At 64.7% G+C, this 16,127-nt stretch carries 14 protein-coding genes; 6 read left to right on the top strand and 8 right to left on the bottom strand.

The genetic code is table 11. The features are described from left to right. Positions 1-81: 81 nt before the first annotated feature. The 3 genes from DNK89_RS14700 to rsmA are packed head-to-tail and all read left to right on the top strand — an operon-like array spanning position 82 to position 4,768. Positions 82-2,499, top strand: a complete 2,418-nt coding sequence (locus DNK89_RS14700) for an LPS-assembly protein LptD (protein ID WP_370220922.1) — start codon at positions 82-84, stop codon at positions 2,497-2,499. Positions 2,500-2,502: 3 nt separating this feature from the next. Continuing rightward, positions 2,503-3,936, top strand: coding sequence for a peptidylprolyl isomerase (locus DNK89_RS14705; RefSeq protein WP_110960700.1), 1,434 nt, complete (start codon positions 2,503-2,505; stop codon positions 3,934-3,936). Positions 3,937-3,988: 52 nt separating this feature from the next. Beyond that, positions 3,989-4,768: a 16S rRNA (adenine(1518)-N(6)/adenine(1519)-N(6))-dimethyltransferase RsmA gene (rsmA, locus tag DNK89_RS14710; protein WP_110960941.1), complete on the top strand. Its 780-nt coding sequence runs from the start codon at positions 3,989-3,991 to the stop codon at positions 4,766-4,768. 274 nt (positions 4,769-5,042) lie between these two features. Here the strand turns inward: rsmA and DNK89_RS24510 are convergent, their stop codons facing one another. From DNK89_RS24510 to DNK89_RS14740, 7 genes are all read right to left on the bottom strand, one after another. Then, entirely contained in the window at positions 5,043-5,252 is a 210-nt protein-coding gene (locus tag DNK89_RS24510; protein WP_015016367.1) for a hypothetical protein, read from the bottom strand. Next, entirely contained in the window at positions 5,231-5,656 is a 426-nt protein-coding gene (locus DNK89_RS14715) for a barstar family protein (protein ID WP_015016366.1), read from the bottom strand. The genes DNK89_RS24510 and DNK89_RS14715 overlap by 22 nt, the downstream gene beginning before the upstream one ends. 137 nt (positions 5,657-5,793) lie before the next feature. Continuing rightward, complete coding sequence (locus tag DNK89_RS14720; RefSeq protein ID WP_110960701.1) at positions 5,794-6,201, bottom strand: ribonuclease domain-containing protein; 408 nt, start codon at positions 6,199-6,201, stop codon at positions 5,794-5,796. 154 nt (positions 6,202-6,355) lie between these two features. Continuing rightward, complete coding sequence (locus DNK89_RS14725; protein ID WP_015016364.1) at positions 6,356-8,701, bottom strand: NADP-dependent malic enzyme; 2,346 nt, start codon at positions 8,699-8,701, stop codon at positions 6,356-6,358. A gap of 408 nt (positions 8,702-9,109) precedes the next feature. Further along, positions 9,110-10,627: a CoA-acylating methylmalonate-semialdehyde dehydrogenase gene (locus DNK89_RS14730; RefSeq protein WP_110960702.1), complete on the bottom strand. Its 1,518-nt coding sequence runs from the start codon at positions 10,625-10,627 to the stop codon at positions 9,110-9,112. Between the two features lie 70 nt (positions 10,628-10,697). Further along, complete coding sequence (locus tag DNK89_RS14735) at positions 10,698-11,327, bottom strand: DJ-1/PfpI family protein (RefSeq protein WP_110960703.1); 630 nt, start codon at positions 11,325-11,327, stop codon at positions 10,698-10,700. A gap of 20 nt (positions 11,328-11,347) precedes the next feature. After that, positions 11,348-12,709, bottom strand: coding sequence for an aspartate aminotransferase family protein (locus DNK89_RS14740; protein ID WP_110960704.1), 1,362 nt, complete (start codon positions 12,707-12,709; stop codon positions 11,348-11,350). Between the two features lie 129 nt (positions 12,710-12,838). On the opposite strand from DNK89_RS14740, the gene DNK89_RS14745 reads away from it, so the two are divergent. After that, on the top strand, positions 12,839-13,798 hold the full coding sequence (locus tag DNK89_RS14745; protein ID WP_110960705.1) for a LysR family transcriptional regulator: 960 nt from the start codon (positions 12,839-12,841) through the stop codon (positions 13,796-13,798). 94 nt (positions 13,799-13,892) lie between these two features. Continuing rightward, positions 13,893-14,198, top strand: a complete 306-nt coding sequence (locus DNK89_RS14750) for a flagellar basal body protein (protein WP_015016359.1) — start codon at positions 13,893-13,895, stop codon at positions 14,196-14,198. Between the two features lie 231 nt (positions 14,199-14,429). On the opposite strand, the gene DNK89_RS14755 is transcribed toward DNK89_RS14750, so the two are convergent. Beyond that, complete coding sequence (locus DNK89_RS14755) at positions 14,430-14,702, bottom strand: DUF2061 domain-containing protein (protein ID WP_110960706.1); 273 nt, start codon at positions 14,700-14,702, stop codon at positions 14,430-14,432. Between the two features lie 282 nt (positions 14,703-14,984). Between DNK89_RS14755 and DNK89_RS14760 the strand changes: the two genes are divergently transcribed. Continuing rightward, complete coding sequence (locus DNK89_RS14760; protein WP_015016357.1) at positions 14,985-16,034, top strand: SPFH domain-containing protein; 1,050 nt, start codon at positions 14,985-14,987, stop codon at positions 16,032-16,034. The last annotated feature ends 93 nt before the right edge of the window (positions 16,035-16,127 follow it).

The following is a 16,127-nucleotide window of genomic DNA, read 5'->3' on the forward strand; positions in this document are numbered from 1 at the left end:
CGCCGTGCGCGCTGGGCAGGGCCGGTCCCTTTGTCCGCTACCGCCCCAACACCCCACGTGCCACGCTGCCAGCCACCCACCGTGCAGAACCTCACCTCCCTTCGCGCCCGGCCCGCCACGGCGAAGTCTGCACGGCTGCGGCCCCCCGTGCCCCGCGTGCTGGCCTTGGGCGTTGCGCTGGCCTGGTGTGGCCTGCCGCTGGCGGCCCTGGCCCAGGACGCCGCCGCGCCCAGCGCCTGGGATGCGCCTCCGGCGCTGCGGTCCTCCCCGCTGCTGCAGGAAAAGATTCCTGACGCCGTGCGCTCGCAATTGCCCGTGTTTGTGAAGGGCGATCACATCAGCGGCCAGACGGACCTGAACGCACTGATCGAAGGCAATGCCGAACTGCGCCGGGGCGACACGGTCATCCGTGCGGACCGGCTGGACTACAACGTGCCCGAGGACCTGGCCAAGGCCAACGGCAAGGTGCGCATCAACCGCGCAGGCAATGTCTACGAAGGCACGGCGCTGGAGCTGCGGGTGGAGGCCTTCGAGGGCTTCTTCAGCGATGCGCGCTACCGCTTTCTGGCCACGCAGGCGCACGGAGATGCGACGCGGGTGGACTTTGTGGACCGCTACCGCGCTGTGGTGCACAACGGCACCTACACCACCTGCGAGCGTGGCAACGAAGAAAGCTGGCAGCCCGACTGGGTGCTGCGCGCCGCCACCATCCGCATCGACAACGAGGAAGAGGTTGGCACGGCCGAAGATGCGGTGCTGGAGTTCAAGGGGGTTTCGGTGTTGCCCATTCCGTACATCAGCTTCCCGCTGTCGGAAAAGCGCAAGTCCGGCCTGCTGCCGCCCACCATTGGGCTCGACAGCCGCGATGGCGTGACCTACGTGCAGCCGTACTACTGGAATATCGCCCCCAACCGCGATGCCACCTTGCGCGCCGCGCTCATGACCAAGCGGGGTGCCAATGTGGGCGGCGAGTTCCGGTATCTGGAGCCAACCTACAAAGGCCAGATCAGCGCCGATGTGATGCCCACCGACCGCCTGCGCGACCGGGTGCGCTGGAGCTTCAGCGGCAAGCACGAAGGCTCGTTAGATACGCCCATTGGCGGGCTGGGGCTGAACCTCAACCTCAACCGGGTGAGTGACGACAACTACTGGCGCGATTTCAGCCGCGCCACCGAGCAGTTGCGCCAGCGCCTGTTGCCCAACGATGCCACCTTGTCGTGGGGTGGTAACGACATGTCGGCCACGGTGCGCACCCTCAAATGGCAGACGCTGCAGGACGTCACCTCGCCCATCGTGCCGCCGTATGACCGCATGCCGCAGGTGCAGTGGCGCTACAACCCATCGCAGCTGGGCGGTGGATTCGATGCCAGCGTCGAGCTGGACACCACGCGCTTCGAAGCAGCCCGCGCGCTCACGGGCCAGCCCAACGCTGACCGCAGCTACGCCATGGCGCAGATCAGCCGCCCCTTCTTGTCGCCGGGGGGCTTCATCACCCCGCGCCTGCAGCTGCATGCCACGCAGTACCAGTTTGATTCGGCCCTCTCCAACGGCCAGCGCTCGGCCAGTCGCACACTGCCCACCTTCAGCCTGGACAGCGGCCTGGTGTTCGAGCGCGACACCGCCTACTTCGGCCGGGCCTTCCTGCAGACGCTGGAGCCCCGGGCGTTCTACACCTACACGCCCTACCGCGACCAGAGCATGCTGCCGGTGTACGACACGGCGGCCAATGACTTCAACTTTGCGACCATCTACACCGAGAACGCGTTTGGCGGCAACGACCGGCTGGCCGACAACAACCTGCTGACCCTGGGCGTGACCACCCGCCTGCTGGACCCCGACACCGGTGCCCAGGCCGCGCGTTTCGGCATTGCGCAGCGGGTGCGGTTCTCGGACCAGAAGGTGACCTTGCCAGGCGGCACGCCGGTGAGCGAGCGCCTGTCGGATCTGCTCCTGGGCGCGGGCATCAACTGGACACCGCAGTGGGGCTTTGACTCCACCGTGCAGTACAACCCCAAGACCGGGCAGTCCATCCGCTCCACCATCGGCGCGCGCTACAGCCCCAGCAACTACCGCACTGTGAGCGCGGCCTACCGTTTGCAGCGTGGCACCAGCGAGCAGATCGACATCGGCTGGCAGTGGCCGCTGAACGACCTGTGGGGCGACAAGGGCAAGGACCTGGGCCCCGGCCGTGGCCAGGGCGGCGGGCGCTGGTACAGCGTGGGCCGCCTGAACTACAGCATGAAGGACCGCAAGCTGGTGGACACCGTGGTGGGCTTCGAGTACGACAGCTGCTGCTGGATCGGCCGCGTGGTGCTGGAGCGCCTGCAAAGCAGCGTGACCAGCTCCAACACGCGCCTGCTGTTCCAGATCGAATTCGTGGGCTTCTCCCGCCTGAGCCTCGGCTCCAGCCCGCTCGACTCCTTCAAGCAAAATGTGCCGCGTTACCAGAACCTGCGCGAGCAGGTATCCACGCCCAGCCGCTTCAGCAACTACGACTAGACCATGACTCACCGTGTACTCGCACTGGCCTTGACGGCCGCGTTGGCATCCCTCGTGGCGCAAGGCGCTGCGGCCCAGGGCCTGCGTCCCTCGGGGGTCTCGTCTTCGGGCAAGACTGGGTTGTCCTCCTCGCCGTCGTCGCTGACCGCGCGCCCTGCGGCCGTGCCCTCCATCACTTTGCCTGCGCCTTCCGCGAGCACCGCTCCGCGCTCGGCCGATTTCATCGTGGCGGTGGTCAACTCCGAGCCCGTGACCAACTACGAAGTGCGCTCGCGCCTGGCCCGTGCCGAGGCGCAGATCGCCAAGCAGGGCGGTGCCATGCCACCGCGCGATGCGCTGGCGCGCGAGGTTCTCGAACGCATCATTCTGGAAAAGGTGCAGCTGCAGCAGGCGCGTGAATCGGGCATCAAGGTCGATGACTACGCCGTGTCGCAGGCCGAGCAGGGCGTGGCCCGCCAGAACGACATGACGGTGGACGAGCTGTATGCGCGCCTGGCCCGCGACGGCATGAGCAAGGACCGTTTTCGCGAAGAGCTGCGCAACCAGCTGCTGCAGCAGCGCCTGCGCGAACGCGAAGTCGAAGCACGCGTGAAGGTGAGCGACCTGGACGCGGATCAGTTCCTGCGCGAAGAGCAAAAGGGCACGGACGTCGCCGCCATGGAGATCAACCTCGGCCATGTGCTGGTGGTGGTGCCAGAAAACGCCACCCCCGCGCAGGTGGCCGAACGGCAGGCACGCGCACAGCGTGCGGCCGACAAGGTGCGCGCGGGCGAAGACTTTGCGGCGGTGGCCCGCGAGTTCTCCGATGCGCCTGAAGGCCAGCGGGCTGGCGGTTTGCTGGGCCTGCGGCCTGCCGACCGTTATCCGGAACTGTTCGTGAACTCCACCCTGGGCCTGCCGGTGGGCTCCATCGTGGGCCCGGTGCGCTCGCCGGCGGGCTTTCACGTGCTCAAGGTAGTGGAACGTGTGACGGCCGGCATGCCAACCACGGTGGTGCAAAACCACGCGCGCCATATCCTTCTGCGCACGGGCCCCCAGTTGTCCGAGGCCGCCGCCGCCGCGCGCCTGGCCGACTACCGCCGCCGCGTGCTGGCCGGGCAGGCCGACTTTGCAGCCTTGGCACGCGAGCATTCGCAGGATGGCAGCGCCAAGGAGGGTGGTGATCTGGGCTGGGCCAACCCTGGCCGGTATGTGCCCGAGTTCGAGCAGGCGCTGGACGCCCTCAAGCCTGGCGACATCAGCGAACCCCTGGTTTCGCGTTTTGGCGTGCACCTGATCCAGCTGCTGGAGCGCCGCGAAGCCAAGCTCACCCAGCGCGAGCAGCGTGACATGGCACGCAACGTGGTGCGCGAGAAGAAACTCGACGAGGCGTATGCCACCTGGGCGCAAGAGCTGCGTGGGCGCGCGTATGTCGAGTACCGCGAGCCACCCCAATGAGTGCAGGCCCTAGCACCCAGCACTCTCAGACACCATAACAAGTATGGCCGCGTTGAAACACATCCCCCGCAAGCGCTTCGGACAACATTTCCTGTCCGACCAGGGCATCATCGACGGCATCGTGCAGGCCATTGCGCCGCTGCCCGGCCAGCCCATGGTCGAGATCGGGCCTGGCCTGGCCGCGCTGACGCAGCCCTTGGTGGAGCGACTGGGGCGCCTTACCGTCATCGAACTGGACCGCGACCTGGCCCTGCGCCTGCGCCTGCATGGGCAGCTCGATGTGATCGAGTCCGACGTGCTGAAGGTGGACTTCACGGCGCTCGCGCAGACGCTGCGCGACAAGGCCGGGCAGCCAGGATTGCGGCTGCGCGTGGTGGGCAACTTGCCGTACAACATCTCCACGCCCATCCTTTTCCATCTGCTGGACCATGTGCAGGTCATCGAAGACCAGCACTTCATGCTGCAAAAGGAAGTGATCGATCGCATGGTGGCCAGCCCCGCCACGGGCGATTACGGGCGCCTGTCGGTCATGCTGCAGTGGCGCTACGCCATGGAAAACGTGCTGTTCGTGCCGCCCGAGAGCTTCGACCCGCCGCCTCGTGTGGACAGCGCCGTCGTGCGCATGGTGCCATATGCCGAGCCGGCGCCGTTGTCGGTACCGCTGCTGGAGGAGCTGGTCCAGGTGGCTTTCAGCCAGCGCCGCAAGCTCCTGCGCCACACGCTGGGCCGCTGGCTCGAAGCCTGCCAGTTTGCGGGTGAATTCGACACCCAGCGCCGCGCCGAGGAAGTGCCCGTGGCCGAGTACGTGGCACTGGCACAGAAATGCTCTTGAATGATAGCTGACAGCGCTTATTGAACAGGCGCTGGCGATCTATGGGAGTAAAAAACGGGGGGCAGCGCACCCGCATCATCCGCCTCAATGGCGGGAAACAAGGCCTGCCTCGGGGGTGGCAAGCGCTTGATTCAACTCTGCCCCTGACCATGGGCGAGATGCCGTGCGAGAGACACCGTGCAAGGGCCGCCCCGCCGCGCGGGTGTCGTCCCCCTTCCCGGCGAAGCCGAGAGAAGGGGGAAGCGGCGTATCCGCTCAGGGGGATGTACCGAATTCAGGCGGCGCTGAGCCAATACCCGGCGTTGAAAGGGCTGCTCATGCGCAGCGCCATGGGCGATACGTCCACAAGTTTGTCTGTGGGCATCTTTTCAGCGGGTTCGCCGTTGATCTCGATGCCTTCGACGGCCTGGGTGTCGCTAGCCTCGTTCGCCCGTTCTGCTTGGCTGGTGGATGCAGAACGGGCTACAGAAAAGAATAGAAACACCGGAAGGGGATCTTGCGATCACCCCAGTAGTCAGCCGCGTCACGGAAGATGTCGAGCAGCTGCTCGCGCGCTTCCTTGTCGAACTTGCCTGTGGCAGGAATCTGCTCCAGCACCACGATGAAACCAGGCTGCGGGCCCGATTTGTGCAACGGGTCTGTCATGCAGTCGTACAACGCATCAAAGTTCTTGCCGAAGTGCGATGGGAACGTGAATTGGGCGGCAATCAGGTCGAGCACATCCTGCTTGGACTGTGCATGGGCCAGATTGGCGTACAAGAAATGGTGACCCATGGAGGTGGCTGCATCCTGCAGGTCCTGCACGCGGAAGGCGCGAATGGACTGCACGATGTTGGTGCGCACGCCACGCAGTGGCGTTTCCAGGTCTTTACGAAGTGGCGTCTGCATCTCCGCTACTCTTTCTTTATAAAGTCCACAAACTTCTGGCATCTCACAGGCTGCAGGATGCGGCCTGTGAATGGGGAATTCAATGGGGCGCGGCGTACGTTTTCAGGGATGGGCTGGCTGGCGCACACCGCAGGGGGTTACTCGACGATCTCGCGAAAACTGGCGTAGTGGTCGCTGGTGTAGTAGCAGGCGTCCGGTGTCCGGGGCTTGCCGCCACACACGATGCGCCGGGCTCCCCGGTCGCGCGATCCTGGTGTTCTGACGGTGTATTCACGGTAGTAGCCCCGCTTTTGGAAGGGCAACAGCCGCTCGCGATTGCCAAAAACCGATCCGTCCTTGTCGTACGGAAAGGGCCCGCCCTCACGGATCAGCGCATACGTTGTCCGCCCTTGGGGCGGCAACTCGGCCAGTGCGATGGGGGTGGTGGACCCGCTTTCGGACGGGGATTTCCGGGCATGTCCCGCGACCGGAGACAGCACGAAAGCAACACCCAAAACACACAATAACCCTGCCTTGCGCGCCCGGGTGGCTACAGCCTTCAGCATCAACGAACCTTTCAGAAACTACGGGTTAACCCGAAATTTCGAGCCGCTAGTGTCGCTCAACGGTCCCCAAAAAGCAAGCGTCTGCACAAAGATTGGGCAGACGCTGAAGGGCTTTGCAAGGGTTTTAAGTTAGCGCTTGCTACCGGATATTGGCTTATCTCGCCACGTTGGCATCGGCCACGGTGAGGGCTGTCATGTTCACGATACGGCGCACGGTCGCGCTCGGTGTCAGGATATGAACCGGCTTGGCCGCCCCCAGCAGCACGGGGCCGATGGCAATGCCGCCACCCGCCGCCGTCTTGAGCAGGTTGTAGGCAATGTTGGCGGCGTCGATGTTGGGGAACACCAGCAGGTTGGCGTCGCCAGTCAGCTCGCTGCTGGGCATGAGTGCCGAACGGGCCTTGCCGTCCAGCGCCACGTCGCCATGCATTTCGCCGTCCACTTCCAGCCAGGGCGCCTGCTGGCGCAGCAGCTCCAGGGTCTGGCGCATCTTTACCGCGCTGGGGCTGTTGCTGGTGCCAAAGTTGGAGTGCGACAGCAGTGCGGCCTTGGGCTTGATGCCAAAGCGCATCATTTCTTCGGCGGCCAGAGCGGTGATCTCGGCGAGCTCCTGCGGCGTGGGGTCGTAGTTGACGTGCGTGTCCACCAGGAACACCTGGCGGCCGGGCAGCATCAGGCCGTTCATGCATGCGTACACCGGCACGTCCTGGGCCGTGCTGTCGGCACCGCCCGCGTGCTTGCCGATCACCTGGTCGATGTACATCAGGTGGTTGGCCGTGGTGCCCCAGGTGCCGCAGATCAGGCCGTCCACTTCGCCCTTGTGCAGCATCATCGATCCGATGAGCGTGAGGCGGCGGCGCATCTCGATCTTCGCGACCTGCTGGGTGATGCCCTTGCGCTCAGTCATGCGGTGGTAGGTCTGCCAGAAGTCGCGGTACCGGTGGTCGAAGTCGGTGTTGACCACGTCGTAGTCCACGCCTTCCTTCAGGCGCAGGCCAAACTTTTCGATGCGCTGGGCGATGATGGCGGGGCGGCCGATCAGCGTGGGGCGGGCGACCTTCTCGTCCACCACGATCTGCGCAGCACGCAGCACGCGTTCTTCTTCACCTTCGGCATAGGCCACGCGCTTCTTGGCAGCGTTGCGGGCTGCGTCGAAGATGGGCTTCATCGTCGTGCCCGAGGCATACACAAAGGTCTGCAGACGGTCGCGGTACGCGTCCATGTCAGCGATGGGACGCTGCGCCACGCCGCTGTCCATGGCGGCCTGGGCCACGGCCGGCGCGATCTTCATCATCAGCCGGGGGTCGAACGGCTTGGGGATCAGGTATTCGGGGCCAAAGGTCAGCTTCTCGCCCACGTAGGCGGCTGCCACCACCTCGCTCTGCTCGGCCTGGGCCAGCTCGGCAATCGCGTGCACGGCCGCAATTTCCATCTCATCGGTGATGGTGGTGGCGCCGCAGTCCAATGCGCCCCGGAAGATGTAGGGGAAGCACAGGACGTTGTTCACCTGGTTCGGATAGTCCGAACGGCCCGTGGCCATGATGATGTCGTTGCGCACGCTGTGCGCCAGCTCGGGCGTGATCTCGGGGTTGGGGTTCGCCAGCGCGAAGATCACTGGGCGCTCGGCCATGGTGGCCACCATTTCGGGCTTGAGCACGTTGCCGGCCGACAGGCCCAGGAACACGTCGGCGCCCACCATCACCTCGGCCAGCTTGCGCGCGTCGGTCTTCTGCATGAACTGGCGCTTGTCGTCGTCCATCAGTTCTTCGCGGCCTTCGTACACCACACCGGCCAGGTCGGTGACGAACACGTTCTTGCGCTGCACGCCGACCTTGAGCAGCAGGTTCAGGCAGGCCAGGGCCGCTGCGCCTGCGCCGCTGGTGACCAGCTTCACGTCTTCAATTTTTTTGCCTGCCACCTTCAGCGCATTCACGATGGCAGCCGCCACCGTGATCGCCGTGCCGTGCTGGTCGTCGTGGAAGACCGGGATCTTCATGCGCTTGCGCAGCTCGCGCTCCACATAGAAGCAGTCCGGGGCCTTGATGTCTTCGAGGTTGACGGCGCCAAAGGTGGGCTCCAGCGCTGCGATCACCTCGACCAGCTTGGCGGGGTCCTTTTCGTCGATCTCGATGTCGAACACATCGACGCCCGCAAACTTCTTGAACAGGACGGCCTTGCCTTCCATCACCGGCTTGGAGGCCAGCGCGCCAATGTCGCCCAGGCCCAGCACGGCGGTGCCGTTGGAAATCACAGCGACCAGATTGCCGCGCGAGGTGTAGCGGAAGGCGTTGGCAGGGTCCTTCACGATCTCTTCGCAGGGCGCGGCCACACCGGGCGAGTAGGCCAGCGCAAGATCGTGCTGGTTGATCATCTGCTTGGTCGCGGCAATCGCCAGCTTACCCGGCTTGGGAAACTCGTGGTACTCGAGAGCGGCACGGCGCAACTGGGCACGCTTGTCGGAATCGTTGTTGTTGTTCTGGGCCGTGGTGTTCTCGGGCATTCAGTGTCTCCAACTCAGGGGGTGAGGGGCCAAAACCGTACTCCAGCGGGTCTGCAGCAGGCTGTCAGCTTTGTAAGGGTCTGCGATTGTAGGGGGATGTGCGTAAAAACCCTAGTAAGCGAATCTGCTTACTCAGGGGCTGTTTGCCCATTCATTGTGTCGTGTGGACAGGGTTTTGAGACCCCCATATCCATGCACATAAGCTATGAGGTGTTTTGCTTTTTGAGGAGGAACACAGTGCTTGCCCGAAACGGGTCGCTTCATGCACCCTTCTGGCGTCAAAAGGGTGCATGCCGCGCCAGCCGTGCTCGTTGGGATGGCTTGACTTCCAACGCTCTGGCGAGGCATGGAACGAAAAAGGCCCCGCATGGGGCCTTTGTCGTTGAAGCGTAGACGCCGACGGATGCTTCAGCGGCTGCTCGGAAAGCTGAACACCGCCCCCTCACGCACGCCCGCCGATGGCCAGCGCTGCGTGATGGTCTTGCGCTTGGTATAGAAGCGCACGGCGTCCGGGCCGTAGGCGTGCAGGTCGCCGAACAGGCTGCGCTTCCAGCCGCCGAACGAGTGGTACGCCACGGGCACGGGCAGGGGCACGTTCACGCCCACCATGCCGACCTGGATGTGGTCGGTGAAGTAGCGGGCGGCCTCGCCGTCGCGGGTGAAGATGCAGGTGCCGTTGCCGTACTCATGGTCGTTGATGAGCTGCATAGCCTCCTGCAGCGTCTTCACGCGCACCACGCCAAGCACGGGGCCGAAGATTTCTTCCTGATAGATCTTCATGCCAGGCTTGACGTTGTCGAACAGGCAGGCGCCCAGGAAGTAGCCTTCCTCATGCCCGGCCACCTTCACCGAGCGGCCATCCACCACCAGCGTGGCGCCTTCGGCCACGCCGCTGTCCACATAGGCCTTCACCTTCTCGAAGTGCGGCTTGGTCACCAGCGGGCCCATGTCGTTGCTGTTGTCGGTGCCGGGGCCGACCTTCATCTTGGCGATCTCGGTCTTCAGGCCCGCAATCACGGCGTCACCCACTGCGTCACCCACGGCCACCAGCAGCGGGATGGCCATGCAGCGCTCGCCGCACGATCCGTAGGCCGCTCCCATGAGGGCGCTCACGGCGTTGTCCACGTCCGCGTCGGGCATCAGCACCGCGTGGTTCTTGGCGCCGCCCAGGGCTTGCACACGCTTGCCGTGTTTGCAGCCTTCGCTGTAGATGTACTCGGCGATAGGGGTGGAGCCCACAAAGCTCACGGCTTTCACGCGCGGGTCCTGCAGCAGCGTGTCCACGGCGGTCTTGTCGCCGTTGACCACGTTGAGCACGCCGGGCGGCAGGCCTGCTTCGAGGGCCAGCTGGGCGATGAACAGCGTGGAGGAGGGGTCGCGCTCCGAAGGCTTGAGCACAAAGGTGTTGCCACACGCCACGGCCATGGGCCACATCCACAGCGGCACCATGGCCGGGAAGTTGAACGGCGTGATGCCGGCGGTGACGCCCAGCGCCTGGAACTCGCTCCACGAGTCAATCGATGGGCCGACGTTGCGGCTGTGCTCGCCCTTGAGCAGCTCGGGCGCGTAGCTGGCGTATTCCACGTTTTCAATGCCGCGCTGCAGTTCGCCGTGCGCATCGGCCAGCACCTTGCCGTGCTCGGCGGTGATCAGGGCAGCGATCTTGTCGGCGTTTTCTTCCAGCAGCACCTTGAGCTTGCTCATCACCCGCGCGCGCTTGAGCGGCGGGGTGTTGCGCCAGGCGGGGAAGGCGGCTTCGGCCGACGCGATGGCGGCCTCCACCGTGGCCTTGCTGGCTAGCGCCACGCTGGTGGTCGATTGGCCCGTGGCGGGGTTGAACACCGGCTGCGTACGCTCGGTGTCGGCAACCAGCTTGCCGTCGATCAGGTGGCCGATGGTGGTGGTGACGTTCTTGTCGTGGTTCATGGTGATTTCAGGTCAAAAGTGCCGGTAGCGCTAGTGCAATATGCGCAATCAGCTATCAAATTAATAGTAACTAGGCCGCAGTGGCCTGGGACTCCAAGACCGGCAGCACATGCGCCAGCGCGCGGTCAATGTATTCCTGCTTTTCGCCCACCGGCGCAAAGTAGTGCAGCACCTCGCGCGCGGCGTCCAGCCCTTTCAGGCGCGCAATCAGCCACGCCACCAGGTACTGCGACGCCAGGCACCCGCCTGCCGTGGCCACGTTGCCACGGGCGGTGAAGGCGCGAGGCACCACATCGACGCCCGAATCCACCACCCAGGGCTTGCTGGTCAGGTCCGTGCAGGCGGGCGTGCCGCGGAGCAGGCCCAGGCGGCTGAGCAAAAGGGTGCCCGAGCACTGCGCCGCCAGCAACTGGCGTTCAGGGTTCAGCGCACGCAGCTGCTCCATCAGCGCCGGGGTGTTCGCCACCTCGCGCGTCTTCATGCCGCTGCCCACCAGCACCGCATCGGCCTGGGCCAACTGGCTCAGGTCTTCATGTGCGTCGATGGTGAGCCCGTTCATGGACGTGACGCGCGGCGTGGGGCTCGCAATGCGCACCTGCCAGTCCGTGTCGCCCAGCAGCGCGATGCGGCTGAGCATGCCAAACGCCACGAGCGAGTCGAGGTCGTTGAAGGCGTCGAAGGTGAGGATGGAGATGCGCATGGGCCGGTCGGGCTTGTGCCTTAAGCCGTTTCGTGCAGGGCGTCGCCCAGGGCGCTGATCAGGCGGTCGATTTCGGCCTGGGTGCTGATGAACGGTGGCGCCAGCTGGATGGTGTCGCCACCGTAGCGCACGTAAAAGCCCTTCTTCCAGCAGTTCATGGCGATCTCATAGGGGCGCTTGGCAGGCTCGCCGGGCAGCGCTGCAATGGTGAAGCCGGCGGCCAGGCCAAAGTTGCGGATGTCGGCCACATGCTTGGCGCCCTTGAGGCTGTGCACAGCCTGCTCGAAGTACGGGGCCAGCGCCTTCACGCGGCCGATCATGTCTTCGTTTTGCAGGATGTCGAGCGCCGCAATGCCCGCCGCGCAGGCCACGGGGTGGGCCGAATAGGTGTAGCCGTGCGGGAATTCGAGCATGTACTCGGGGCCACCCGCGGCCATGAAGGTGTCGTAGATTTCCTTGGTAGCCACTACGCCGCCCAGCGGCTGCGCGCCGTTGGTGACCTGCTTCGCAAAGTTCAGGATGTCGGGCGTCACGCCAAAGGCTTCGGCACCCGTCCAGGCGCCGCTGCGGCCAAAACCGCTGATCACTTCGTCAAAAATCAGCAAGATGTTGTTTTGGGTGCAGATCTCGCGCAGGCGCTGCAGGTAGCCCACGGGCGGGATCACCACACCGGCCGAGCCCGAGAAGGGCTCGACGATCACGGCGGCGATGTTGCTCGCATCGTGCAGCGCAATCACTTCCAGCAGGCGGTCGGCCAGCTCCTTGCCCGTGGGTGGCATGCCTTTGTGGAACGAGCCTGCGGGAGGCTGTGTGTGGGGCAGGTGGTCGGCCTCCACGCCCTGGCCAAACAGCTTGCGGTTGGCCACGATGCCGCCCACCGAGATGCCACCAAAGTTCACGCCGTGGTAGCCCTTTTCGCGGCCGATCAGGCGCGTCTTGGTGCCCTGGCCCTTGGCGCGCCAGTAGGCGCGGGCCATTTTGAGGGACGTATCGGCTGACTCGGAGCCCGAGCCGGTGAAGAACACATAGTCCAGCCCTGCGGGTGTCAGCTCTTTGACGCGGTTGGCCAGCTCGAACGACAGCGGGTGGCCAAACTGGAAAGCGGGTGCGTAGTCCAGCTTCATCGCCTGCTTGCCGATGGCCTCGGCGATCTCGCGGCGACCGTGGCCCAGGCCTGCGCACCACAGGCCCGAGAGGCCGTCAAAAATCTTGCGGCCCTCGGAGTCGGTGTAGTAGGCACCGCTGCCCTCCACGATCATGCGCGGGTTGGCCTTGAACTGGCGGTTGCCGGTGTAGGGCATCCAGTGCGCGTCCAGCCATTCGGCGTCCATGCGGGGGCCTTCGGCACCGGCGGCGGGTTTTTCGATGTTGACGAAGCTCATGGGGTTCTCCAGTGCAAAGGCGGCAAAAAAATGCAGGCAACCCCAGCGGGCCAGGGCTTGACGTAGGGCATTGTTGCGCCGCCTGTTAATCTCTCCAATACTCCAATATCAATGTTTACTTGACGGTTTATGCAAGTAAAAAAACCTCTGCCCCACCCCTCCCCCAAACACCGCGCCGTGCTGGGCCAGCTCAGCGACATGGACCTGCGCCTTTTGCAGGTCTTCAAGAGCGTGGTGGAGTGCGGCGGCATGTCGGCCGCCGAGCTGGAGCTGAACATCGGCACCAGCACCGTCAGCCGCCATATCAAAGACCTGGAGGCCCGCCTGGGCCTCACGCTGTGCCGGCGGGGTCGGGCGGGGTTTGCGCTGACGGCCGAGGGGCAGCGGGTGTATGACGAAACCCTGCGCCTGCTGGCCTCGGTGCGCAGCTTTCGCGACAGCGTGGACGACATCCATTCGCGCATGGGCGGGCAGCTGGCCGTGGCGGTGTTCGACAAAACCGCCAGCAACCCGGCCGCCCGCATTGGCGAGGCGATAGCCGCTTTCACCGCCCAGGCGCCCGATGTGCAGCTGCAGCTGCATGTGGGCTCCATCAACGCCATCGAGCGTGGCGTGATCGACGGCAGTTACCAGGTGGGCATCATCCCTGCGCACCGCAGCTCGCAAAGCCTGGCCTACGCCGACCTGTTTGGCGAGACCATGCTGCTGTACTGCGGCGCGGGCCACCCGTTGTTTGGGGCGTCATCGCCGCCGGCCGACTGGCACGCGGTGCGGGGCTACCAGTTTGCGGGGCTGGGCTACCACTCGCCCAACATGGAGCTGAGCCACCAGGCCCGGCTGCAGCGCGCAGCCACGGGGTTTGATCAGGAGTCCATTGCCACGCTGATCCTGTCGGGCCGCTTTATGGGGTTCTTGCCCGACCACTATGCCGAGGCCTTCGAGCGCCAGGGCCGCATGCAGGCGGTGAACCCGTCGCTGTTCCACTACCACTGCCAGTTTGTGAGCCTGATGCGCCGCTCGCCCGCACCCGCCCGTGCGGCCCAGGCGTTTGCGCAATGCCTGGAAGACGCGCACCGCCCCGGTCGCTGACTGGGACATTGTGGGGCTGCGGCTTGCCAGCGACTGCGGCGAGGCGGACAATTCACCTTCTTTGCAACATTGTGTGACATCGGGAGCAGCGCCCATGGCCAGTATTTCCTCCATCGGCAGTTCTGGCCTTCAGGCCGCCCAGTTGCGGCTGGACGCGTCGGCCAACAACGTGGCCAACATGAACACCCCCGGCTACCGCCGCGAGGTGGTTGCACAAGAAGAAGTGGCCGAAAGCGCCGGTGTGCGCGCCACCGTGCAGCGCGAACAGGACGCCAAGGGCGTGGCGCTGGAGCAGGAAGCGGTGGAGCAGATGTCGGCCACCTACGCGTTCAAGGCGAACTTGCAGACCATCAAGACGCAGGACGAAATGATGGGCTCCCTGCTGGATGTGAAAGCCTGAGCGCGGCTCGTCCAGCGGTTCTCTGCGCGCCGCCTCACCCCATCCCCACATGCCCCGCCAGACGGGGCATGGCTGTTTCTGGGGCCAGCCTCAAGACGCCGCAGCGGGCTCAGCCGCTATGGGCCAGCCCCGCCAGGCGCTGGACCAGCCAGCGTTGAAACGCCAGGCCTGTGGCGGTGCGGCTGCGCAGTGGAATGGCGTACATGGCGGTGCTCCTTGTCGTGAGGGTGTTCAGGTGCCCTGGATGGCGGGATTGCTGTGGGGCGATGGGGTAGCGCTTTGGCGTGCAGCGCGCCGACCAGCCCGGTCCCACGCCTTTTCATGGAAGAAGAAGGCCACCGCCTGCACCGTGGGCTCCAGCAGGCTCAGGGTGAGCGAGGCCCACAGGTTGCCGGTGACGGCATAGGCCACCAGGGCGGCCACGCAGATGTGGATCAGGTAGTAGCTGCCCGTCTTCATCAGCATGGTTTGGTTCTGGCGGGCAACGCGGCGGATGAGGGACATGGCGGACTCCTACTTCTTCGGTTCAACAGAGACTGCGGCAGTGCAGCAGGGATGGTTGAATGGTAGTGATTCGCAATAGCGAAAGCCAATTGATCATCGCTAAGGCGCAGATAGCCGCTATCCAATGACGCTGTGCGAAGCGCCACAGCGCCTATCCCAAACAGACTGGTTCTGCGCGTGAACTAGTTCACGTTCCGCCGCTGAAAAAAGCCGATGCGACCAAAGCCCCCGTTGCTATGATGGCCGCTCTTTTCAACCCCCTCTTTTGCTTTGGGAGCACACATGGCCCTCATGGACTTCATCAAGAAACAGTTCATTGACATCATTCAGTGGACCGAAGAGGGGGACGGCACGCTGGCCTGGCGCTTCCCCATGCGCGACATGGAAATCCAGAACGGCGGCACGCTGGTGGTGCGCGAGTCGCAGATGGCCATCTTCGTGAATGAGGGCCAGGTGGCCGACGTGTTCGGCCCCGGCACCTACAAGCTCACCACGCAGACGCTGCCGGTGCTCACGTACCTCAAGAACTGGGACAAGCTCTTTGAGTCCCCCTTCAAGAGCGATGTGTACTTCTTCAGCACGCGCCAGCAGATCGACCAGAAGTGGGGCACGCCCCAGCCCATCACGATCCGCGACAAGGACTTTGGCGCCGTGCGCCTGCGCGCCTTCGGCAACTACGCATTCCGCATTGCTGACCCCAAGCTGTTCCACACCGAAATTTCGGGCACGCGCGAGTCCTACCCCGTGGCCGACCTCGAAGGCCAGTTGCGTGGCCTGGTGCTGCAGAACATCAGCAACGCCATTGCGGGCAGCGGCCTGCCGTTCTTGGACCTGGCGGCCAACCAGGTCATGTTTGCCGACGCGCTGACCAAGGAACTCGCGCCCATCTTTGCCAAGCTGGGCATCCTGATCGAGTCCCTCACGGTGCAGAACGTCTCGCTGCCCGAAGAGCTGCAGAAGATCCTCGACCAGAAGATCGGCATGGGCATGGTCGGCAACGACATGGCCAAATTCATGCAGTACCAGACGGCGCAGGCCATCCCCAAGTTTGCCGAGGGCGCCAGCAACGGCGGTGGTGTGGCGGGTGACGCGATGGGCCTGGGCGCCGGTGTGGCGCTGGGGCAGGTGCTCGCGCAGAACCTGCAGCAGGGCCTGCAAGGCGGAGGCGCAGCAGCCCAGGCAGCGCCTGCAGCGGCGGCCGCTGCGGTGGGCGTCAAGCCCGAAGACGTGATGGCCACGCTGGAGAAGCTGGGCGAGCTCAAGTCCAAGGGCATCCTCACGCAGGAAGAGTTCGACGCCAAGAAGGCCGAACTGCTCAAGAAGCTCGTCTGATCGATCGGATCGATTGCTATCATAAAAATAGCTGCTTGCGCTGGAGGGATAGGCGCTAGAGGCCAATAGGGCTTCAAAGCCGTTGAGCGCGGC

The organism is Acidovorax sp. ST3 (genome assembly GCF_003231145.1).
In the GTDB taxonomy this organism is placed as follows: Bacteria; Pseudomonadota; Gammaproteobacteria; order Burkholderiales; family Burkholderiaceae_C; genus Acidovorax.